Below are 23,033 nucleotides of genomic sequence, written 5' to 3' on the forward strand. Positions count from 1 at the left end.
TGGATTTTTAGACATCTGAATTTTCAGAATTTCAGAAAGGAGAAGGCATAAATCTTATTTAGTAGGCCTTTTGGCTTAAATATTTCTTGACTTCGGCAATTAATGTGTCAATGTCATGAGTGTAGTTATCTAAAGATTTGCTTTTAAGGAATAATTCTAAAGCTTTTTGATATTCACCTCTTTCCTGATAATAAATCCCAAGATTTCTGAAATAATAAGGATTATATGGATCAAGCTCAAAGGATTGATTGAGATCATGAAGTCCTTCTTCGATACGGCCAAGCTTTATTTTTGAAAATCCCCTGTTGTTGTAGGAATAGGCAAATGATTTGTCGATTTCGAGCGCCCGGTCAAAAAAAGTGATTGCTTCCTCATATTTCTCAAGAATGTTCAGGGTATAGCCTTGGTTGTTTAAGGAATAACTGTTCATGGGATTTAGTTTTAAGGATATTCCGTACAGTTTCATCGCCTTTTCGTGATTTTCGTAATGGGAATAGATAAGGCCCAAATTGGAATAGTCTTCCGAATTCATTTGGAATCGTTTCCTGAATTCATCAAAATAGTTTTTAGCCTTGCGATAGTTTTTAATCAGGAGATGGCAATATATAGCCCAACGATAGGTATCCTGATCCTTCAGTCCGCTGGAAAGTATAGTGTCGAATACAGATGCTGCTTCGGTATATTGTTTGTTGTTGTATAAAGCTATAGCGTCAAAATATTGTTTGGGATATTTTTTATGACGAAAGAGCCTGACAAGTGAAGTGCCGTCATTATGCCCGATTTTACCATCATGTAGCATAATAGATTGGTTGCTGGGAATGATATTTTTTAAAAAATCAAAAATGGAAAGCAATAAGAAAACCAAAAAAAGAAAGGATAGAAAATCTTTCAGTTTGTAGGCAAAGGCTATATAGCAGGAAATTATTGCAATCAAAAGAGAAGCCAACGGGCCGGTAAGCGTATAAATGATTTTTTTGTTGATAGAAATATTGCTGGCATGAGGAACGCATAAGCCGCCTTTCCATTTGAAAAGATTGTATTTTATCCAGATTTCGAGCTTTCCAAAGGCCAATCGAAAACTTTTGTCGGTATCACCATAAGATCCTAAAAAAATTGTGGCACGTTCGCGAGTCATCAAAATAGCAGGAATAGCATGGCCGAGTTCGTGAAAGACCGTAAGCAAGGGTCTAGATATTAATAGTATAGCAAGCAATTCAGCCATCAATTGTGTTTTCATGTCTATCAGGATTTGGCAAGAAAAATGCTTAGGGGGTAATTACATTTGGGTCTAAAAATAACAATAAATTTTTTTCTTAAAGCAAATGCTTTTTATCAACTTAAAAAACTGACAGTAACATTTTTATAGGTTTCAAAAACATACATACGCTAGGCTTATCGGATTGGATGTTAAATTAAATCATAAATCTAAAATGATAAATCTTAAATAAATTATCTTTGCCTCCCAAAGTTTGGGATAAAGAGAAAAGAATGAAATTTGAACTATTACAAAATGATCCGAATTCAAAGGCAAGGGCTGGAAAAATAACAACGGATCACGGTGTTATCGAAACGCCAATTTTCATGCCTGTAGGAACTGTAGCTTCCGTAAAAGGTGTACACCAAAGAGAATTGAAAAACGATATCAATCCTGATATTATTTTAGGGAATACCTATCACTTATATTTAAGACCGCAAACTGATATTCTTGAAAAAGCAGGCGGACTCCATAAATTTATGAATTGGGATAGAAATATCCTAACTGATTCTGGAGGTTATCAGGTATATTCTCTTTCTTCGAATAGAAAAATTAAGGAAGAAGGTGTAAAATTCAAATCCCATATTGATGGTTCATACCATGTCTTTACGCCCGAAAATGTAATGGAAATCCAAAGAACAATAGGGGCAGACATTATCATGGCTTTTGATGAATGTACTCCTTATCCGTGCGATTACCGTTATGCACAGCGTTCGATGCACATGACACACAGATGGTTGGACAGATGTATCAATCATTTGGAAAAATTGCCATATAAATACGGCTACGAACAAACTTTTTTCCCAATTGTACAGGGAAGTACTTATAAAGATTTACGTCAGCAGTCAGCAGAATATATCGCTAACGCTGGAGCTCAGGGAAATGCTATTGGTGGACTTTCTGTTGGTGAACCGGCAGAAGAAATGTACGCAATGACTGAGGTCGTTACAGAGATATTGCCAAAAGACAAACCAAGATATCTTATGGGAGTAGGTACTCCTATCAATATTTTGGAAAACATTGCACTTGGAATTGATATGTTCGACTGTGTGATGCCAACAAGAAATGCCCGTAACGGAATGCTTTTCACCGCACACGGAACCATCAACATCAAAAACAAAAAGTGGGAAGCTGATTTTTCACCACTTGATGAAATGGGACATACTTTTGTCGATACAGAATATACAAAAGCCTATTTGCGTCATCTTTTTGCAGCAAATGAATACCTTGGAAAACAAATTGCAACAATTCATAACCTCGGATTCTATATGTGGTTGGTTCGTGAAGCAAGAAAACATATCTTAGCAGGAGATTTCCGAGTATGGAAGGAAATGATGGTTAAGCAGATGGATAAAAGATTATAATAAATCTAAAAGTAAGATTAGAATCTGGTAGAAAAATGAAGATAATCGACAAGTATATTCTGAAAAGATATCTGGCCACATTTTTTGTGATGCTGTTTCTGTTTATTCCGATAGGGATTGTAATTGACGTGTCGGAAAAAGTCAATAAAATCATCCAAAATAAGGTGCCTTTCGGAAAAGTGGCGCTTTATTATGTAGATTTTACAGTTTATTTTGCCAATCTTCTTTTTCCCATTTTCTTATTCCTTTCGGTTATCTGGTTTACTTCCAAACTGGCAAACAATACTGAAATTATTGCAATTTTAAGTTCAGGAATATCATTCCAGCGATTCTTACGACCGTATCTGATTGGAGCTACGATTGTATCGGTCTTTGCCTTATTGATGGGATTTTTTATTGTTCCAAAGGCGAGCCAGGGCTTTAATGACTTTAGATATACCTATCTCAAAGGAAATAATAAAACAAGGGAAACCAGTAATGTTTACAGGGAAGTCAGTCCGGGCGAATTTATATATGTAAGTAACTTCAATATCAATTCAAAAACGGCATTTGATTTCTCGCTTAAAAAATTCAACGACAATAAGCTCGATTTCACTATTAATGCAGCCCGTATTCGCTTTAATGAGAAAGACACAACATACACCATGTATAACTATACAAAAAGAAAAATTGGTGAGTTGGATGATAGGTTGGAAACATCTATGAAAAAAGACACGGTGTTTAAATTCGATCTTGAAGATTTGACACCGGTAATTTATATCGCAGAAACACTGACTTTAGGCGAACTGAATGATTTTATCGACAAAGAAAGAGAACGAGGATCGTCAAATATCAATACGTATCTTGTAGTATTATATAAAAAATACAGTCTTCCTGTTTCGGCTTTCATTCTTACAATTATTGCTGTTGCTGTATCTTCTATGAAAAGAAGAGGAGGAATGGGGATGAATTTGGCAATAGGAATTGGCCTTGCCTTTACCTTTATCTTTTTTGACAAAATTTTTGGAACCTTGGCTGAAAAATCGAGTATACCGCCATTTATAGCAGTATGGCTTCCTAATTTTGTTTTTGGAATTTTAGCGATTTACCTGCTTCGAAATGCAAAAAGATAGTAGTAACCTAAAGAGCTACCTAAATCTTCATCTGATTGTTTTTATATGGGGATTTACGGCAATACTTGGTGAACTCATCACTATAAAAGAAGAGAACGTGGTATGGTACAGAATGCTTATGGCAGGCATTTTCATGCTGATTTATGTATTGGTTACCAAAAAACCATGGCGTATTCCCCGAAAATCATTTTTCCATCTCATTAGTGTAGGATTGATTATTGCCCTGCATTGGATATTTTTCTTCAAAGCGATTAATGTCTCCAACGTTTCGATTACTCTGGCTGTTTTTTCAACCGGAGCTTTCTTTGCATCCATCATGGAGCCTATTTTTTTTAATAGAAAAATGTTGTGGTACGAAGTATTCTTCGGACTCATTATCATTGGAGGACTTTTGATGATTATGCAGGTTGAAACACACTATGTTTTGGGAATGGTGTATTCGCTGATATCTGTTTTTTTAGGAGTTACCTTTACGCTTTTCAACGGCAAGCTGATACAGAAATATGATCCGTCAGTAATTACACTGTATGAATTTTTTGCAGGAGTCTTTTTTGTATCTCTTTATCTGCTATATGGCGGAAAATTTACTGCCGAATTCTTTACTGTTTCTCAACATGACTGGATTTTACTGCTAGTGCTTTCTTCTGTATGTACTGCCTATGCTTTTACAGCGTCGGTTAATGTTATGAAAAAGCTTACACCCTATACGGTTATGCTCACAACAAACATGGAACCTGTTTATGGTATTATGTTGGCTTACATTATTTTAGGTGATAAAGAAAAAATGAGCCCTGCTTTTTATGTAGGTGCAGTCATTATTTTAGCAACAGTAATTTTAAACGGAATTTTAAAGAATTATAAGGCCAAAAAATCTCTTTTGGCTGATAAATAAAGCAATTCACGAGTGTTTTTGATTGGAACGTTTAAGACACAAAGAGGCTAAATCTTTTCAAAAATTAGCTTTTGTTCTTAAATGAAAATCCTATCTTTGCAGTTCGAACTAAACAAAAAATGCACAAGTCCTATGGAATATTTAGATTTTGAGCTCCCTATAAAAGAACTTGAAGACCAATTAGACAAATGCCAAGTAATTGGTCAAGAATCTGACGTTGACGTATCGAATACTTGCAAGCAGATTGAAAAGAAACTTGAAGAAACTAAAAAAAATATATACAAAAACCTAAGCGCTTGGCAGCGTGTACAGTTGTCAAGACATCCTAACCGTCCTTATACTATGGATCATGTGCACGCTCTATGCGGCGACACTTTCCTAGAACTTTTTGGAGACAGAGGCTTCAAGGATGACAAGGCAATGATTGGAGGTTTAGGTAAAATTGGAGGACAGTCTTTCATGATTGTTGGCCAGCAAAAAGGATACAATACAAAAACACGCCAGTACCGAAATTTTGGTATGGCAAATCCAGAAGGTTACCGAAAAGCTTTACGTTTGATGAAAATGGCAGAGAAATTCGGTATTCCGGTAATTACTTTAGTGGATACTCCGGGAGCATACCCAGGATTAGAAGCAGAAGAAAGAGGACAAGGAGAAGCAATTGCAAGAAACATTCTTGAAATGATTCGTCTTAAAGTTCCAATTATCACAGTAATTGTTGGTGAAGGAGCTTCAGGAGGTGCTTTAGGAATTGGTGTTGGAGATAAGGTTTATATGTTGGAAAACACATGGTATTCTGTAATTTCTCCAGAATCTTGTTCTTCTATCTTATGGAGAAGTTGGGAATATAAAGAGCAGGCAGCTGAAGCTTTAAAACTGACTTCATTCGACATGAAAAAACAAAAACTGATTGACGATATCATTCCTGAGCCACTAGGTGGAGCTCACTATGATAGAGATACAACATTCAAATCGGTTGAAAAATACATATTGAAAGGATACAACGAATTAAAAGACTTATCAACAGCTGAATTAGTGGCCCAGAGAATGGACAAATACAGCAAAATGGGCGAATTTAAAGAGTAAACCTTACTAAAATTGAAACTAAATCCGAAGCCCCGTGGTTTCGGATTTTTTTTTGGTTATCAACACAATTTTAATACTTATAAACAAAAGTAGCTAACAAGTCAAAAGGCAATATCTTTTAATTTTGGTTACATTCGCATTATGGAAAATCTCAGAAATATAAACCCGGTTAGAGTAGATAAAACTACAATAATCAATCTCGAAAAAGGAAAGCTCCCGCCACAGGCTGTCGAACTGGAAGAAGCCGTTTTGGGTGCGATGATGATTGATAAAAAAGGGGTGGATGAGGTTATTGATATTCTCCAGCCAGAGGCCTTCTATAAGGAAGCTCACAAGTATATTTTTGAAGCTATCGTACAGCTTTTCAACGATTCGCAACCAATTGACTTATTAACAGTTTCAGCACAGCTTAAAAAGATGGCAAAACTGGATTTGGCAGGAGGCGATTTCTATCTGATTCAGTTAACGCAAAAAATTTCATCTTCGGCACATATCGAGTTCCACTCGAGAATCATCCTTCAGAAATTTATTCAACGAAGTCTGATTAAGATTTCTTCAGAAATCATTGAAGAATCCTATGATGAGACGACAGATGTTTTTGATTTGTTGGATAAGGCAGAATCAAAATTATACGAAGTTACTCAAGGAAATATCAAAAGAAGTTCTGAGACAGCCCAAAGTTTGGTTATCCAGGCAAAGAAAAGAATTGAAGAAATTGCAAATAAGGAAGGTTTAAGTGGTGTTGCTACCGGTTTTGAAAAGTTAGACAAAGTAACTTCAGGATGGCAGCCAAGTGACTTGATTATTATTGCGGCTCGTCCGGGTATGGGTAAGACGGCTTTCGTTTTGTCTATGGCCAGAAATATTGCGATAGATTTTAACCATGCTGTAGCCGTTTTTTCATTGGAGATGTCATCCGTACAGTTGATTACCCGTCTTATTTCGTCAGAAACAGGACTATCTTCAGAAAAACTGCGTACCGGAAAATTAGAAAAACACGAATGGGAACAGCTTAGTATCAAGGTGAAAAATCTTGAAAAGGCACCCTTATATATTGACGATACACCATCGCTTTCCATATTTGATTTACGTGCTAAGGCACGTCGTTTGGCTTCGCAATACGGTATCAAATTGATAGTTGTCGATTACCTTCAATTGATGACAGCTGGCGGCGGCGGAAAAGGAGGCGGAAACCGTGAACAGGAAATCTCTACAATTTCCCGAAACCTAAAAGCTTTGGCAAAAGAATTGAACGTTCCGGTAATTGCACTTTCGCAGCTTTCGCGTGCCGTTGAAACCCGTGGTTCGAGTAAAAGACCTTTGCTTTCGGATCTTAGGGAATCGGGAGCTATCGAGCAGGATGCCGATATCGTTTCGTTCATTTACCGTCCGGAATATTATAAAATTGACGAATGGGATGATGATGAACATTCACCAACAGAAGGTCAGGCAGAATTTATCATTGCAAAACACAGAAATGGTAGTTTGGAAAACGTAAGGCTTAAATTCGTTGGTAACCTAGGTAAATTTGACAACCTTGATGAATACGGAACTAACTTTGACGACCTGCCTTCAAAAATGAATATGCAGGATGCGCCATTCCTGACCAAAAACCTGCCTTCGGCAAATGAAGCTTTTGGTAGCAACATGAACAATGTGGATGACGACAGCGATGTACCGTTCTAAAATAGAGTTAAATCCGCCCAACGAGGCGGATTTTTTTATAATTTGCTTCCCTAAAAACCGTTATCTTTGAAGTAAAATCTTTGGAATGCTTAAAAAAACTGCCTTTTTATTTTTAGTACTCTTATCCTCAATTCCGTCTTGGGCATCATTTATTTTGCTTCCCATGGATGAAGCCTCGCAAAAAAATCATTTGAAAGCCTATGGAATTACATATTGGTCATTGGATAAGCACTATAAAGTAAGCTGGCTTTTGAATTATAGAGGCGGCTCTTTTTTACTTCCGGATGCTCCAGAAATCAGAAAAGAATGCCAGATTCGAGGCGTGAGTTTTGAACTGCTTTCTGATGGACAGGCCAATCAAATTTTGGATGAAATCAGTAGTCCATCGCAAAACATGGAAACCGTAGTTTTGGAAAAAGCACCCAAAATTGCTGTATATACGCCAAAGGGAAAACAACCTTGGGATGATGCCGTGACATTGGTATTGACCTATGCAGAAATTCCTTTTACTGCAGTGTATGATGAAGAAGTTTTATCAGACGGATTGTTGTTATATGACTGGCTTCACCTACATCATGAAGATTTCACGGGACAGTACGGTAAATTTTTCGGAGCCTACAGAAATGCGCCCTGGTATATCGAACAAAAGAAAGATGCAGAGGAACTGGCAAAAAAATTAGGCTACAGTAAAGTATCAGAAGAAAAACTGGCAGTTGCTAAAAAAATACGTGATTTTGTAATAGGAGGCGGGTTTATGTTTGCCATGTGTTCTGCTACAGATAGTTTTGATATTGCACTAGCTGCTGATGGCGTTGATATTTGCGAACCAATGTTTGACGGAGACGAAAGTGAGGCAAACTATCAGTCAAAGATTAAATATGAGAACAGCTTCGCATTTAAAGACTATATTTTGGAAAAAAATCCTATTATCTATGAGTTTTCCGATATCGACATGACACTGAAAAGAAATATCATGCCGGAAAAGGATTATTTCACGTTAATGGAATATTCTGCTAAATGGGACCCAATTCCAAGTATGCTTTGCCAAAACCATACCCAATTGGTTAAAGGTTTTATGGGACAAACGACTTCTTTTGACAGCAACAGGATTAAATCCAGTGTTTTGGTCATGGGTGAAAACAAGGTGAATAACGAAGCCAGGTATATTCATGGTACAAAAGGAAAAGGAATGTTCACTTATTTTGGAGGACACGACCCGGAAGATTATCAACACAGAGTGGGTGATGCTCCGACAGTTTTAGACCTGCATCCAAATTCTCCTGGATATAGATTGATACTTAACAATGTACTATTCCCGGCAGCAAGAAAGAAAAAATTAAAAACATAATCTTTCCAATCCTTTTAACGGAATGAATTATCAAAAAATACTGCAAGACGTTTATCTTGAAGCCAAATCGTTTCCGCAAATCGGAAATGTGGCCCAAACAATTCCACAACTGTCCACGATAGATCCTGATAAATTTGGTATTCATCTGACCACAATCAAAGGGCAGGACTATGGAATTGGAGACAGCAATGAAAAATTTTCAATCCAAAGTGTGTCCAAAGCGCTGACCGTTGCATTGGCTTTTTCTTTTATGGGAGAAAAAATCTGGGAAAGAGTAGGAGTTGAGCCTTCTGGTACAGCCTTTAATTCTCTTGTCCAACTCGAATTTGAAAAAGGAATCCCACGAAATCCGTTTATTAATGCCGGAGCTTTAGTCATAGCCGATATGTTGGTTTCACATTTGAAACACCCTAAAGAAGATTTTTTGGCTTTTATAAGAGCCATTTCGGGCACTCAGGAAATAGATTTCAATTTAAAAGTGGCCCAATCTGAAAAAGATACGGGTTTTAGGAATGCAACTTTGGCTAACTTTCTGAAATCGTTTGGCAATATTGAAAATGATGTAGCAACCGTTTTGGATTTTTATTTCCATCAATGCTCTATTGAAATGACTTGTAAGGAACTGGCACATTCGTTTTATTTTTTTGCCAATGAAGGTAAAACAATGGATGGCAATCAGGTTTTATCAAAAAGCAATGTCAAGCGGCTTAATGCTTTGATGCAGACTTGTGGTTTTTATGATGAATCTGGCGAATTTACCTATAAAGTTGGTCTTCCCGGCAAAAGCGGAATTGGCGGTGGAATAGCGGCGTTGTTTCCCAAACACTTTACAATAGTAACCTGGAGTCCACGTCTAAACGAAAAAGGAAATTCGGAATTGGGCATGAATGCTCTAGAATTGTTTACGACAAAAACAGGAATGTCTGTATTTTAATTAAAAAATCCCAAGCTAAACTTGGGATTTTTTAGTTTCTGCTAGTAGTATAGCTTTAGTTCTTTACAAACTGTATACTTTTTTGGGCAGTTGCTCCTTGGATTTTCAAGACATAGCTTCCGGAAGCAAGGTCTTTGATGTTGATAGTCATTACATCTTCATTTGTAGATTCTAAAGATTTTATCTTCTTTCCGCCCATGTCATAAATAGTGAAAAGCATATTTTCTGATAAAGAATCCATACCCGAAATATAAATCTGCTCTTGTGAAGGATTTGGATATAGCGTAATGTTCTTTACAAAATGTTCTTCCGTGCTTAAACGTTTGTCTCTTTTTCCAAAATAGGTAGTTTGCACGTTAGAAGGATTACTAAGTGTAAGATTACCTAAAACTAGGGAATTTTGAGATGTTTTTCCTTGATAATAATGTACACTTTCGTTTTCTGCAATATCTAGAATCCTCAGATCTCTGGAATTATTGGCCTCCGTAATTTTATAAAAATCGCTTGCATTGCCATTAGTGTCATATTTTACAGAAAAAAGATTGCCAATACCAGTATTTGTGGTGTTTTCATAAACAAGATTATTTCCAAAATTGATGTATTTTATAAATAACCCTGTAGCATAGATATTATTATTGCTATCAACAAATAATCTCTCGAAAGAACTCATCCCGATACCCGTATGTGGCTGCGCATCTGTTGCTATTTTTGCAGCTTTTGCCCAAAGTACAGTTCCTGCTGGAGCATATTTCGTAAGGTAAGAGCCTTGACCGGTATTAAAGTTTAACGAAGTTCCTCCAAAACCAATCACACTATTATATACTTGTCCGGTCAAAAAGATATTATTATTGCTATCAGTTACTACATCAGTGACGGTGGTATGTGCTGATGAATTGGTAGAAGCAGACGATGCCCAGACAACAGTTCCGTTACTATCATATTTTGTAATAAATAAATTTGCATTATTGTTGGTCACACTTTTGTTTAGCGTTATAGAACCAAAAGTTGTCGAACGGCAGAAAATCATCCCGGCTATGTATACATTTCCAAGATTGTCGATAGTTATTGCTTTTGGTTGTGTGCCTACTCTGTGAGGTTCGTTAATGGAAGCGCTTCCGTTATAAGTTGACGATTTTAGCCAGATTGCATTTCCTGAAGTATCAAATTTGGCAACAAATGCCTTGTCCATAAAGCCCACAACAGCGGTATATCCTACACTTGGAGTTGTGAGATTGTCTATAGTATACGTATTATTCGTATGTGTTCCGGTAAGGTATAGGTTATTGTCTTTGAATTTTAAAATAGGTGCACCATGATAATCCATTACTTTACTCCAAACTACATTTCCATTTAAATCAATTTTGGCCAAAAAGCATTTCATTTCGTCATTTTGGGATTGTAATGTATTTGAGCCAAGCGTCATGTTGCCATTAAAATACCCGGTTACATAAAAATGATTATTGTTGTCATAAGCCATAGATGCAAAACCATCAACTTTAGATCCTGGAAAATGCTTGACAAAAATAAGATTTCCATTAGAATCATGTTTCGTAATATAAGTATCCTGGTATTTTGCATTGCTAATTGGAGATACTTCACTCGAATTGGTAATCACGGTTCCTTCAATAGTTAAAGTTTCAGAATTGAAAATACCAATGTGGTAGATGTTTTTTTGGCTATCCATAAAACAATCACTAACGCCAACACTGAGATTTGGAAAACTTTTAGCCCAGCTCCAATCAGCGGTTTGGGCATTTAGAATAGAGTAGAAAAATAAAAGAAAAAGAGTAGTTTTTTTCATTATTATTTGATTTTTAGGGAGTTCTTAGGGATTAAATATAAGAATTAATTAAATAATTAAAAAAATCTACAGCTGTTTGAAGTAGGATAACTATTTCAAACAGCTGTAGATTTGGACTACCGCATTATTTTATTTGTAGAAATAATGGAGTTTAGCTTTTTATAAATTTGATGCTTTTTTGAAGAGTACCGCTTTCTATTTTTAGGACATAACTGCCCGAAGCCAAATCTTTAACATCAATTGCTATAGTGTCATTATTTGTAAATTCTAAAGATTTTATTCTTTTTCCTGTCATGTCAAACACTGTAAGAACGTTATTTTCTGAAGAATTCAATCCGGAAACATAAATTAATTCTTGCGATGGATTAGGATAAATAATAAAATCCTTTCCAGAATGTTCTTCAATGCTGAGCCTTTTGTCTCTTTTTGCTATATAAGAGTATGAATTAAAGGTAGGATTATTAATAGTAACATCTCCCAAAACAAAAGTTGCATCACCTACATACCCGGTATAATAAAAAACATCTCCAGAGATATCAAGAATTTGTGAATTTCTGGAATTAATGGTTTCAGTGATTTTATAAAAATCACTGGCATTACCACTACTGTCATATTTTATGGAAAAAAGATTACCTGCCCAGTTACTGGTTTGCATAACTACATTGTTTCCAAAATTTATATAATTTGAAAAAAGTCCCGTTACATGTACATTATTATTGCTGTCAATAAACATACGGTCGAAAAAATTATATCCTATTCCTGTATTGGGCTGCGCATCTGAAGCTATTTTTCCTGATTTTGCCCAAACCACACTCCCATTGGTGGCATATTTTACAAGAAAAGAACCGTAGTTGCCTGGGAAATTAAGTGAAGTTCCTCCAAAGTTGGTCGCAGAATTGTAGATTTGTCCTAATAGATAGATGTTATTGTTGCTATCAGTAGCAATATCCGAAACAACACTATTGGCTGCAGAATTTGTTGGAGCAGTATTGGCCCATGCGACATTACCCGAACTGTCATATTTGGTGATAAATAAATTGGAATTATTGTTGGTTACGGTTTTTGTGATTGTAATCGTTCCAAAAGTTGACGAGCGCGAAAAAATAACTCCGGCAACATATACATTGCCTAAATTATCTATTGCTAATCCTTTTACCTGTGTTCCAAGTCTATGATAATCACTAATGGTTGCCGACCCGTTATAAGTAGACGATTTTAACCAAATTGGATTTCCGGATAAATCAAGTTTAGCAACAAATGTTTTGTCCATACCGTTTACTACTGCCGTATATCCAACACTCGGTGTTGTAAGATTGTCAATCGTAAAAGTATCTCCAGAATGTATCCCTGCTATATATAAATTATTGTCTTTGAATTTTAGAATTGAGCTTCCATTAAAATTAAGAGGTTTGCTCCAGATGACATTCCCATTTAAATCCAATTTTGCGAGAAAACATTTGGCCATATCGGATGGAGTCTCGTAGGAGGTGTTGCCAATCGTTATATTTCCGCTATAATATCCTGTAATATAAAAATTACTGTTATTGTCATAAGCGATAGAAGTTAGGTTTTCATATTTTGATCCGATAAAATGCTTGACAAATAAAAGATTCCCTTGAGAGTCGTACTTAGAAATATAAGCGTCCGAATATTTCATATTAGGATTTTGGGGTATCTCGCTGGAGTTTGAAATTACCGTTTCTCCTATTGTTATTGATGGAGAACTAAAGGATCCAATGTGGTAAATGTTTTTCTGATTGTCCATAAAAGAATTGGTAATAGTACTGGCGCTTAAGTTTTCAAAACTCTTAACCCAGCTCCAATCAGAAGTTTGAGCATAAAGAGAAAAACTTATAAAAAAGAATAATAAAGTAGTTTTATTCATAATTATTTTAGGGATTAGTTAAGTATTTGGTTATAAATATACTAATTAATTAAATAATTATAAAAATAAAGCTGTTTAATGAAATTACACTAAACAGCTTTTGTGGTTTTTAAATCAGCCCATCCTCATTTTCTTTATCAAGATATTGTTGGACAATTTCTATAGCGTTGGTTACGACATCGCTGAGTGCTGTGATAAAAGTTCCTTCATCGGCACTATTGATAGCATGTTTTATCGCCTCGGTTTCTTTAGGAATAATTTCATAAGTGATATCTCTTCCGGATTCTTCGATTCCTTCCAAAATCAGATTAATGATTTCTTCTTCGGTTCTTCCTCTGAGATGTTTTTCCTGTCGGATAATGATATGATCAAACATCCTGCCTGCAATCATTCCGCATTCTTTAATATCTTCATCACGTCTGTCGCCAACACCCGCAATAATTCCTATTTTTCGGGTAGATTCGATATTATTGAGTAAATCTTCAATAGCCATATATCCGGATGGATTATGTGCAAAGTCAATCATAACCTTGAACTTTTTGAATTCAAAAATGTTCATTCTTCCAGGTGTTTGTGCAACACTAGGAATAAAAGTCTGAAGCGAAAGACTTATATCTTCTGTTTTAAATCCCCATAGATAAGATGCCAGAGTAGCCGCAAGAACATTCGCAACCATAAATTTTGCTTTTCCGCCTAATGTTAGCGGTATGTGAGCCGCTTTTTCAACGCGTATTTTCCAATCACCTTTTTTAATCGTGATATATCCGTTTTCATAAACAGCAACTGTTCGGCCTTCTTTTCCTAGTTTTTTAATCAGTGGATTTTCTTCATCCATACTGAAAAAGGCCACATTGCATTCCAGTTCCGAAGCAATTTTTACGCATTCTTCGTCATCTGCATTTAAGATAGCCCATCCGTCTTTTTTGACACTTCGAACAACAACTTTCTTTACTCGGGCTAAATCTGATAACGTATCAATATCGTTTAATCCTAAATGGTCGGCAGAAATATTAGTGATAATTCCAATATCACATCGGCTAAAGCCTAATCCTGAACGGAGTATCCCGCCACGGGCAGTTTCCAATACGGCAAATTCTACCGTTGGATCTTTCAGTATATATTCCGTACTGATTGGTCCGGTCGTATCGCCTTTTTCCAACATATGGTTTTGGATATAGATACCATCAGAAGTTGTAAACCCTACTTTATACCCGTTATTTTTTACTATATGGGCAAGAAGTCGTGTGGTGGTGGTTTTTCCATTAGTACCAGTAACCGCAATAATAGGGATACGGCTCGGTTTTCCTGGAGGATAAAGCATATCAATTACAGGCGAAGCAACGTTTCTTGGCAATCCTTCAGATGGAGCCAAGTGCATTCTGAAACCAGGAGCTGCATTAACTTCCAAAATAACACCGCCATTTTCGTTTAACGGTTGAGTCAGATTTTCTGCCATAATATCAATACCGCAAATGTCCAGACCAATTACTCTTGAAATTCGTTCAGAAAGGAAAATGTTTTCTGGGTGCATCATATCGGTAACATCAACAGAAGTTCCACCGGTACTCAGGTTTGCTGTAGATTTCAGATAGACAATTTCTCCTTTTCGGGGTACGGTTTCTAAAGTATAATTCATCTTTTCCAGAAGATCCGTCGTATCTCTATCAACCGTAATTTCTGTAAGGACATTTTCGTGTCCGTAACCTCTGCGAGGATCCTGGTTTTCAATTTCGATTAATTGCTCGATTGTGTTCGTTCCGTTTCCTTTGACATGAGCAGGAACTCTTTGTGCTGCAGCAACTATCTTATTGTCTATTACCAATACCCTGAAATCAAAACCTGTAATGAATTTTTCTACAATAACCCTGCGGCTGTATTTTTGTGCATAGGCCAGTCCGGCTTTTGCATCTTCATAATTAATGACATTGATAGAAGCTCCTTTTCCATGATTACCATCTAAAGGTTTTATAACAATAGGATAGCCTATTTTATCAATAGTATTTTGCAAGTCTTCTTCGTCCACACAAATAGAACCTTTGGCTACGGGAATCGAAGCGTTGTCCAACATCCTTTTAGTTTCTTCCTTATTACAGGCAATATCTACTGCAATGCTACTTGTCTTGCAGGTAATTGTTGCCTGAAAACGCATCTGATTGATACCATAACCCAGCTGTACTAAAGAATTGGTGCCTAGGCGAATCCATGGAATATCTCGGGCTACGGCTTCTTCAACAATACTTCCGGTACTTGGACCCAAACGGTCGCGTTCTCTGATTTCACGCATTTTCTGAATGTCGGCTTCCAAGTCATAATCGGTGCCGGCTATCAAAGCTTCGGCAATTGCTACTGCAGATTCGGCTGCAAAAAGGCCTACATTTTCTTCAGTATAACTAAAAACAACATTATATATGCCGGGAGTTTTTGTTTCACGGGTTCTTCCAAATCCGGTTTCCATTCCGGCAAGTGTTTGGATTTCTAAGGCAATATGTTCAATAACATGTCCCATCCAAGTGCCTCGTTCAATTCGCATGAAAAAACCTCCGGGCACACCTTCAGAACATCGGTGTTCATACATCGTAGGAAACATGGCTTCGATTCTCTCTTTAAATCCGTCAATCTTATTCGTTGGATATTGTTCCATTTCTTCAAGATCCAAACGCATCTGGATTAATTTTTTTCTGCGAACGCTCCAAATGTTTGGTCCGCGTAAGGCTTGTATTTTGAGTATTTTCATAAATGGATGGGTTAGTTAAGTTAATTAATAAGTGTAACCACTTAACAGGTAAGTGATTATGATTTTTAGTGTACTATTTGCTGTCAGATTTATAACAGCTTTTTATATATTTAGTTAAAAAAATTAAAATAAATTTCTACTAAAATAATTTTTTTAAAATATCAATCAAAATTTTTTTAAATTTTTACCATAAAACTATTCTTTAAATGAAATCAGGAAAAGTTTAAATAAATGTTACGTGTTTAATTGCGTTTTTTAAGTTTTTGGTTATTTTTACGGAATTCACATACCATTTGAAATGAATATAAAAGGAAAATTAATGATCATTGGAGGTGCTGTAGATAAAGGAAGTTTTACAGAAGCCAGTTTTGATGCCAACGTAGCCAATAACCTGAATTTCTTTGAAACAGGAATTTTAAAAAGGCTTTTGACAGAATCAAAACACAAAGAAAAATCAAGAATCGAAGTTGTAACCACGGCTTCAAAAATACCAAGAGAAGTAGGTCCTGAATATGTAAAGGCTTTGCAATACCTGAATGCAACAAATGTAGATGTACTGCATATAGAAAAAAGGGAACAAGCGACGGAGCCTGAAATCCTAAAAAGAATCAGAGAAGCTGATGTTGTAATGTTTACCGGAGGTGACCAGTTAAGACTGACTTCTATTTTAGGAGGAACAGAATTTCACGACATTATCTTAGACAAATACAAGAATGAAGATTTTCTGTATGCCGGAACTTCAGCAGGTGCTGCTGCGGCTTCTAACAATATGATATACCAAGGAAGCAGTTCCGAAGCATTATTGAAAGGTGAAGTAAAAATCACGAGTGGCTTAGGACTGATTGATGATGTTATTATTGATACCCATTTTGTTCAGAGAGGAAGAATCGGAAGACTATTCCAGGCAGTTGTAGGAAACCCTAAAGTACTTGGAGTAGGATTAGGAGAAGATACAGGTCTACTGATTATAGGAGACAAAATGGAAGCCATTGGTTCTGGATTGGTTATTTTGGTTGACGGACACCAGATTAAGGATACCAATCTTACTCAGGTGGAACTTGGGCAGCCAATCTCAATCAACAATCTGATTGTACACGTAATGAGTAAATACGATACGTATGACCTCAAGACAAATAAGATGCATATCCAATCTTCTCAATACGTTTAGGATGAAAATCATAATTCACGGTGGTTTCTTTTCAGAATCTTCTACCAGCCAGGAAACTAAAATAGCCAAGCAAAATGCACTATTGCGTATCGCAAAAGATTCGTATGAGTTTTTGAAATCACATTCTGCTTTAGAGGCAGTTGTGTATGCAGTTTCTCTTCTGGAAGATGATGGGCTTTTCAATGCCGGAATAGGTTCTCAAATACAAAGCGATGGAAAAATCAGGATGAGCGCTTCATTAATAGATGGTTCAACACATAAGATGAGTGGAGTCATTAATATTGAAGAAGTAAAAAATCCAATCCAGGTTGCCCAAATTTTGCAGGATTATGACGATAAGGTTTTGGGTGGAAGTGGGGCTACAAACTTTGCCAGAAAGCACGGTTTTGAAGCATTCTCTACTGAAATTCCTCAAAGAAGGGCAGAATATGAAGCCAAACTAAAATCTCTCGGAACCGGAACTGTAGGCTGTGTGGCTTTAGATAGCGAAGGAAAAATAGCTGTTGCCACATCAACCGGAGGAAAAGGTTTTGAAATACCGGGAAGGATATCTGATTCAGCAACCGTTGCCGGAAATTATGCCAATGAATTTTGCGGTGTAAGTCTCACCGGTGTTGGCGAAGATATCGTAAGCGGTGCTGTTGCAGCTAAAATTGTAACCCGCGTAACCGATGGATTCTCTTTAAAAGATGCCTTTGAAAAGACATTTAATGAGCTAAAGCCATTTGATGGTTTTGCTGGTGCCATTGCGATAGATAAAGATGGAACCATCTATCATCAGGATTCACATCCAACTATGGTGTTTGCAAGTTATGATGGAGTCACTGAAGAAGTCTTCAAATAGAATAAATACAATAAAAAAAGCCTGGCAATTGCCAGGCTTTTTTGTTTTAGTCAAGGGCCATTTCTGTAGAAATTGCTATGCGATTCCAGGCGTTGATTGTAGTAATCATCATAATGATGGCTGCTATATATTCTTCATCAAACAATCTTCTGGCATTATCGTAGGTTGCTTTTGATAAGTGATTTTGAATTAAAGTAATCTCTTCTGTCATGGCTAAGATAGCTTGCTCTTCTTCAGTATAAAGCTGAGTTTCTCTCCAGGCATTCAAAAGATATATTCGTTGTTCGGTTTCACCCATTTTGCGAGCGTCTCTCGTATGCATATTAATACAGTAAGCACAACCGTTTATTTGTGAAGCACGAATTTTGATAAGTTCTTTATGGATCGGATTTAATGAAGTAGAAGCAAGGAATTTTTCTAATCCCATCATTGCTTTATAGGCTTCCGGAGCCGTTTTTAAAATATTTACTCTAGTTTCCATTTTGATGTGTTTTAAAGTTCACAACAAAGTTCCGCAAGATGGATTGGAAAAAACTTGAAGTACTTCAAGAAAAACAAACTAGACTTTTCCTGCACGGATTTTACTGAGGAATTCAGGAGAGAAATCAAGATAGGAGGCAAGCATATATTGAGGAACACGTTGTATAAACTCAGGAAATCTGGAATTCATATGATGATAACGTTCTTCAGCAGACATCGTAAAAAGATATTTGATTCGGGTTTGTGAAGCACCAAATGATTTTTGGATAATCAATCTAAAGTATCTTTCAAGCTTCGGCAGTTCCAATAATAAAGCCTCAAACGATTTACGGTCTATAGAAAGCGCCTCGATAGCTTCTATGGCCTGTATGTAAAAGTGAGAAGGGATTTGTTCCTGGAAACTCAAATAATCAGCAATCCACCAATTCTCGATTCCAAACTGAAGCGTTTGTTCGACACCTTTGCTATTGTTGATGTAAAAGCGAACACAGCCTTTGGTAATAAAATATTGCTTGTTGCAAATATGTCCTTCTTCCAGCATGATCTGCTTTTTCTTAAAACTTTCGGTTTCAAAATAGGAGAGGACGGTTTTGGCTTCTCTATCGTCTAATGGTATAAACTTTCGTATGTGTTGAAGTAGCGGATTCATAAAACAAATATAGTAATAACAAAAAAACCACCTCTTTCGAGATGGTTTCTTTATAAGTAAGTAAGACAAATAGATTTATAAAACGTTTATTTTACTTTGTTAAGTATAGCTTTGAAAGCTTCTGGGTGATTCATAGCTAAATCTGCAAGAACTTTTCTGTTCAATTCGATTCCGTTAGCTTTTACTTTACCCATGAATTGAGAGTAAGACATTCCTTCCAATCTAGCTCCAGCGTTGATACGTTGAATCCACAAAGAACGGAAATTTCTCTTATTCTGTTTTCTATCACGGTAAGCATAAGACATTGCTTTCTCAACCGCGTTTTTCGCAACTGTCCAAACGTTTTTACGTCTGCCAAAGAAACCTTTGGCTTGCTTCATTATCTTTTTTCTTCTTGCTCTTTTAGCAACTGAATTTACTGATCTTGGCATAATTTTAATGTTTTTTTGTAGCAGGCGTCCTGAATTTAATCAAAGGATCTTAGTAGGCCATACTCCAAGGTTATTTAATTGTTTTAACCTAAAGAATTTTTATAGTCAAATGTTGTAAAGTTTAAGGTCAATGACTTTAAGACTTTCTAATTTTCGACGTATTAGATAATTCTTAATTGTTCTTTAACGCTTTTCACGTCAGATTGGTGAACCAATGCAGAGTGAGTTAACGCTAGTTTACGCTTTTTAGATTTCTTAGTCAAAATGTGACTTTTGAAAGCGTGCTTTCTTTTGATTTTTCCAGAGCCAGTAACTTTGAAACGTTTTTTGGCGCTAGATTTAGTTTTCATTTTAGGCATCTTTTCCTAGTGTATTTGAATTGTCTTACTTACTATTTTTGCTTTAAGCTTTATGCTTTAAGTTTTAGGTTTATGGCCTATTGCTTATTGCTTATCGCCTAAAATTATTTCTTTTTCTTAGGAGCAATGAACATAATCATTCTCTTTCCTTCTAAAACCGGTAAAGCTTCCACTTTTCCGAATTCCTCTAAATCCTGAGCCAAACGCAATAAAAGAATCTGTCCCTGGTCTTTATAGATGATGGAACGACCTTTGAAGAAAACAAAAGCTTTCAGCTTAGAACCTTCTTTAAGGAATTTCTCAGCATTCTTTCTTTTGAATTCGTAATCGTGCTCATCTGTTTGCGGACCAAAACGAATTTCCTTTACTGTAATTTGAGTAGATTTTGCCTTCAACTCCTTTTCACGCTTTTTCTGCATGTAAAGGAATTTCTTATAATCCATGATTTTACAAACCGGAGGTTCAGCATTTGGAGAAATCTCAACCAAGTCAAGTTCCTGCTCTTCTGCCATTCTCAAAGCCTCAGAAGTTTTATAAACTTTCGGCTCTACATTATCTCCTACAAGGCGTACTTCCGGGACACGAATCAGGTTGTTGATTCTGTGTGCATCTTTTTTTTCTACTCGAGGTTGATGACCTCTGTTGTTTCTTATTGCTATGGCTCTAAAATTTTAAGTTAAACTCCAAATGTTTTTAATGTCTTTTTTATTTCTTCATCGACAATAGCAGCGAATTCTTCAATTGTAACGCTGATATTTCCTTTGCCTTCTTGTCCGTGACGACGTACGGAAACAGTTCCGTTTTTCTCTTCTTCTTCACCAACAATTAGCATGAACGGGTATTTTTGAACTTCAGCTTCCCTGATTTTCTTACCGATTGTTTCGTTTCTATTATCAATTAGGGCGCGAATTTCGTGATTTTCTAGCAAATCTAAAACTTTTTTCGCATAATTTTCATATTTCTCGCTCAAAGACAATATAATAGCCTGTTCTGGCATAAGCCAGATAGGGAAATTTCCAGCCGTATGTTCCAGTAGAATAGCAATGAATCGTTCCATTGATCCGAATGGCGCTCTGTGAATCATTACCGGACGGTGCAATTCGTTGTCTGAACCTTTATAAGTCAAGTCAAAACGCTCTGGAAGATTGTAGTCTACCTGGATAGTTCCTAATTGCCATTGTCTTCCCAAAGCATCTTTCACCATGAAATCCAACTTAGGGCCATAGAAAGCCGCTTCGCCATATTCAACAACGGTATTCAGTCCTTTGTCTCTTGCAGCATTGATAATTGCGTTTTCTGCTTTTTCCCAATTTTCATCTGTACCTATATATTTAGCTCTATTTTCCTGGTCTCTTAAGGAAATCTGAGCTGTAAAGTTTTCAAATCCTAATGAACCAAAAACATAAAGTACCAGGTCAATTACCTTTTTGAATTCTTCATCCAATTGCTCTGGAGTACAGAAAATATGCGCATCATCCTGAGTAAATCCACGAACACGAGTTAATCCGTGAAGCTCCCCAGACTGTTCATATCTATATACTGTACCAAACTCTGCATAACGTTTCGGTAAGTCTTTGTATGACCAAGGTCTTGTGTTGAAGATTTCGCAGTGGTGAGGACAGTTCATCGGTTTTAATAAAAATTCCTCACCTTCAGCAGGAGTATGGATTGGCTGGAAACTATCAGCGCCATACTTTTCATAGTGGCCAGAAGTCACATACAATTCTTTTTGTCCAATATGAGGCGTTACAACTTGCTCGTAACCTGCTTTCTTTTGTGCTTTTTTCAAGAACTGCTCTAATCGATCTCTCAAAGCTGCGCCTTTTGGTAACCATAGCGGAAGACCTTGTCCTACTTTTTGTGAAAAAGCAAACAGTTCCAGTTCTTTTCCTAATTTTCTATGGTCACGCCTTTTGGCTTCCTCTAGTAACTCAAGATAATCAGTCAGATCTTTCTGTTTAGGGAATGAAATTCCGTAAACACGAGTCAACTGTTTGTTCTTTTCGTCACCTCTCCAATAGGCTCCGGCAATGCTCATGATTTTCATGGCTTTGATGATTCCTGTATTTGGGATATGTCCACCTCGGCATAAATCGCTGAAAGTCGCATGGTCGCAGAATGTAATCGTTCCGTCTTCAAGATTTTGGATCAATTCTGTTTTGTATTCGTTGTCCTTATATATAGCCAATGCTTCTGCTTTTGAAACAGAACGCATTTTGAACTCATGCTTTTCGCGGGAAATCTCAAGAACACGATCCTCGATTCTTTTGAAATCGGCATCTGTAATCTTTTGGTCTCCAAAATCTACATCATAATAAAATCCATTATCGATTGCAGGTCCTAAAGTTAGTTTGATTCCAGGGAATAACTCTTCTAAGGCTTGAGCCATAACGTGGGATGTAGAATGCCAGAAAGCTTTTTTACCTTCTATATCATTCCATGTATATAATATGAGTGACCCGTCCGTCGTCAGAGATGTCGTCGTTTCAACAGCAGTTCCGTTAAAAGAGGCAGAAATAACATTTCTGGCTAATCCTTCACTGATGCTTTTAGCAACATCCATAGGAGTTACACCTTGTGCAAACTCCTTAACTGACCCATCGGGTAACGTAATCTTTATCATCGTATAAAATTTATGTCCGGCAAATATAGAAGATTCTCAAAATACATACAATATATATATGTATATATAAACAGATAATAATATGCTTTTTGAATTTAGCCTATATATAGGATAGTAAATAGGTTTGTTTGGGATTGTCTGGAGATGATGAAAAAAAGTTTTAGACTCAAAAAATTGTATAGCAGCAAGTTAGCTTTAAAGTTAAGAAAACTTCAAAAAAAAGTTACCATAAAGTTTGCGAAAGCGGAAAAAGGTGCTACATTTGCACCCGCAATAAAGGCGAAGTTCATAGGTAAATACTGACAGGAAGCGGATTTTGAAGGGGGATAAAAATTTCCAAAAATAAATTTGCGAGAATCAAAAAGGTTTTTTACTTTTGCAC

The 23,033-nt window shown here is 36.4% G+C and carries 19 protein-coding genes; 9 read left to right on the forward strand and 10 right to left on the reverse strand.

Translation table 11 applies throughout. The annotated features are described in order from the left end of the window. Positions 1 to 58: 58 nt before the first annotated feature. On the reverse strand, positions 59 to 1,237 hold the full coding sequence (locus FJA49_RS01635; protein ID WP_139998158.1) for a M50 family metallopeptidase: 1,179 nt from the start codon (positions 1,235 to 1,237) through the stop codon (positions 59 to 61). A 251-nt stretch (positions 1,238 to 1,488) separates the two neighbouring features. Between FJA49_RS01635 and tgt the strand changes: the two genes are divergently transcribed. From tgt to FJA49_RS01670, 7 genes are all read left to right on the forward strand, one after another. Next, the gene (gene tgt / locus FJA49_RS01640; protein ID WP_139998160.1) at positions 1,489 to 2,619 is read left to right on the forward strand and encodes a tRNA guanosine(34) transglycosylase Tgt; all 1,131 of its coding nucleotides are present in this window, start codon (positions 1,489 to 1,491) and stop codon (positions 2,617 to 2,619) included. Between the two features lie 35 nt (positions 2,620 to 2,654). Then, positions 2,655 to 3,731 (forward strand): LptF/LptG family permease, encoded by a 1,077-nt coding sequence (locus tag FJA49_RS01645; RefSeq protein WP_139998162.1) that lies wholly within the window; start codon positions 2,655 to 2,657, stop codon positions 3,729 to 3,731. Then, positions 3,718 to 4,623 (forward strand): DMT family transporter, encoded by a 906-nt coding sequence (locus FJA49_RS01650; RefSeq protein WP_139998164.1) that lies wholly within the window; start codon positions 3,718 to 3,720, stop codon positions 4,621 to 4,623. The genes FJA49_RS01645 and FJA49_RS01650 overlap by 14 nt, the downstream gene beginning before the upstream one ends. A gap of 132 nt (positions 4,624 to 4,755) precedes the next feature. Continuing rightward, positions 4,756 to 5,709 carry an acetyl-CoA carboxylase carboxyltransferase subunit alpha gene (locus FJA49_RS01655; RefSeq protein ID WP_139998166.1) on the forward strand — a complete coding sequence of 318 codons (954 nt, stop codon included), beginning with the start codon at positions 4,756 to 4,758 and terminating at the stop codon, positions 5,707 to 5,709. Between the two features lie 141 nt (positions 5,710 to 5,850). Continuing rightward, on the forward strand, positions 5,851 to 7,395 hold the full coding sequence (gene dnaB, locus FJA49_RS01660) for a replicative DNA helicase (RefSeq protein ID WP_139998167.1): 1,545 nt from the start codon (positions 5,851 to 5,853) through the stop codon (positions 7,393 to 7,395). Between the two features lie 85 nt (positions 7,396 to 7,480). Continuing rightward, a complete protein-coding gene (locus FJA49_RS01665) occupies positions 7,481 to 8,743 on the forward strand; it encodes an asparagine synthetase B (protein ID WP_139998169.1) in 1,263 nt (420 codons plus the stop codon). Positions 8,744 to 8,765: 22 nt separating this feature from the next. Then, on the forward strand, positions 8,766 to 9,677 hold the full coding sequence (locus FJA49_RS01670) for a glutaminase (protein ID WP_139998171.1): 912 nt from the start codon (positions 8,766 to 8,768) through the stop codon (positions 9,675 to 9,677). Between the two features lie 55 nt (positions 9,678 to 9,732). Here the strand turns inward: FJA49_RS01670 and FJA49_RS01675 are convergent, their stop codons facing one another. From FJA49_RS01675 to cphA, 3 genes are all read right to left on the reverse strand, one after another. Further along, positions 9,733 to 11,478: a T9SS type A sorting domain-containing protein gene (locus FJA49_RS01675; RefSeq protein ID WP_139998173.1), complete on the reverse strand. Its 1,746-nt coding sequence runs from the start codon at positions 11,476 to 11,478 to the stop codon at positions 9,733 to 9,735. Positions 11,479 to 11,629: 151 nt separating this feature from the next. After that, positions 11,630 to 13,363 (reverse strand): T9SS type A sorting domain-containing protein, encoded by a 1,734-nt coding sequence (locus FJA49_RS01680; RefSeq protein ID WP_139998175.1) that lies wholly within the window; start codon positions 13,361 to 13,363, stop codon positions 11,630 to 11,632. Between the two features lie 109 nt (positions 13,364 to 13,472). Continuing rightward, positions 13,473 to 16,097 (reverse strand): cyanophycin synthetase, encoded by a 2,625-nt coding sequence (gene cphA, locus FJA49_RS01685; RefSeq protein ID WP_139998177.1) that lies wholly within the window; start codon positions 16,095 to 16,097, stop codon positions 13,473 to 13,475. A 298-nt stretch (positions 16,098 to 16,395) separates the two neighbouring features. Here cphA and FJA49_RS01690 point away from each other — a divergent pair, with 298 nt between their 5' ends. After that, positions 16,396 to 17,265, forward strand: coding sequence for a cyanophycinase (locus tag FJA49_RS01690; RefSeq protein ID WP_139998179.1), 870 nt, complete (start codon positions 16,396 to 16,398; stop codon positions 17,263 to 17,265). Between the two features lies 1 nt (position 17,266). Next, positions 17,267 to 18,109 carry an isoaspartyl peptidase/L-asparaginase gene (locus FJA49_RS01695; RefSeq protein ID WP_139998181.1) on the forward strand — a complete coding sequence of 281 codons (843 nt, stop codon included), beginning with the start codon at positions 17,267 to 17,269 and terminating at the stop codon, positions 18,107 to 18,109. A gap of 46 nt (positions 18,110 to 18,155) precedes the next feature. Here the strand turns inward: FJA49_RS01695 and FJA49_RS01700 are convergent, their stop codons facing one another. From FJA49_RS01700 to thrS, 6 genes are all read right to left on the reverse strand, one after another. Continuing rightward, positions 18,156 to 18,590 carry a carboxymuconolactone decarboxylase family protein gene (locus FJA49_RS01700; protein ID WP_056072574.1) on the reverse strand — a complete coding sequence of 145 codons (435 nt, stop codon included), beginning with the start codon at positions 18,588 to 18,590 and terminating at the stop codon, positions 18,156 to 18,158. A gap of 78 nt (positions 18,591 to 18,668) precedes the next feature. Beyond that, on the reverse strand, positions 18,669 to 19,238 hold the full coding sequence (locus FJA49_RS01705) for a Crp/Fnr family transcriptional regulator (RefSeq protein ID WP_139998183.1): 570 nt from the start codon (positions 19,236 to 19,238) through the stop codon (positions 18,669 to 18,671). 86 nt (positions 19,239 to 19,324) lie between these two features. Beyond that, a complete protein-coding gene (gene rplT / locus FJA49_RS01710; RefSeq protein ID WP_008464948.1) occupies positions 19,325 to 19,669 on the reverse strand; it encodes a 50S ribosomal protein L20 in 345 nt (114 codons plus the stop codon). Positions 19,670 to 19,830: 161 nt separating this feature from the next. Beyond that, a complete protein-coding gene (rpmI, locus tag FJA49_RS01715) occupies positions 19,831 to 20,028 on the reverse strand; it encodes a 50S ribosomal protein L35 (protein ID WP_014164268.1) in 198 nt (65 codons plus the stop codon). A 104-nt stretch (positions 20,029 to 20,132) separates the two neighbouring features. Continuing rightward, positions 20,133 to 20,687 carry a translation initiation factor IF-3 gene (gene infC / locus FJA49_RS01720; protein ID WP_199758345.1) on the reverse strand — a complete coding sequence of 185 codons (555 nt, stop codon included), beginning with the start codon at positions 20,685 to 20,687 and terminating at the stop codon, positions 20,133 to 20,135. 17 nt (positions 20,688 to 20,704) lie between these two features. Further along, entirely contained in the window at positions 20,705 to 22,651 is a 1,947-nt protein-coding gene (thrS, locus tag FJA49_RS01725) for a threonine--tRNA ligase (protein WP_139998187.1), read from the reverse strand. Positions 22,652 to 23,033: the final 382 nt, after the last annotated feature.

This window comes from Flavobacterium microcysteis (assembly GCF_006385255.1).
In the GTDB taxonomy this organism is placed as follows: Bacteria; Bacteroidota; Bacteroidia; order Flavobacteriales; family Flavobacteriaceae; genus Flavobacterium; species Flavobacterium microcysteis.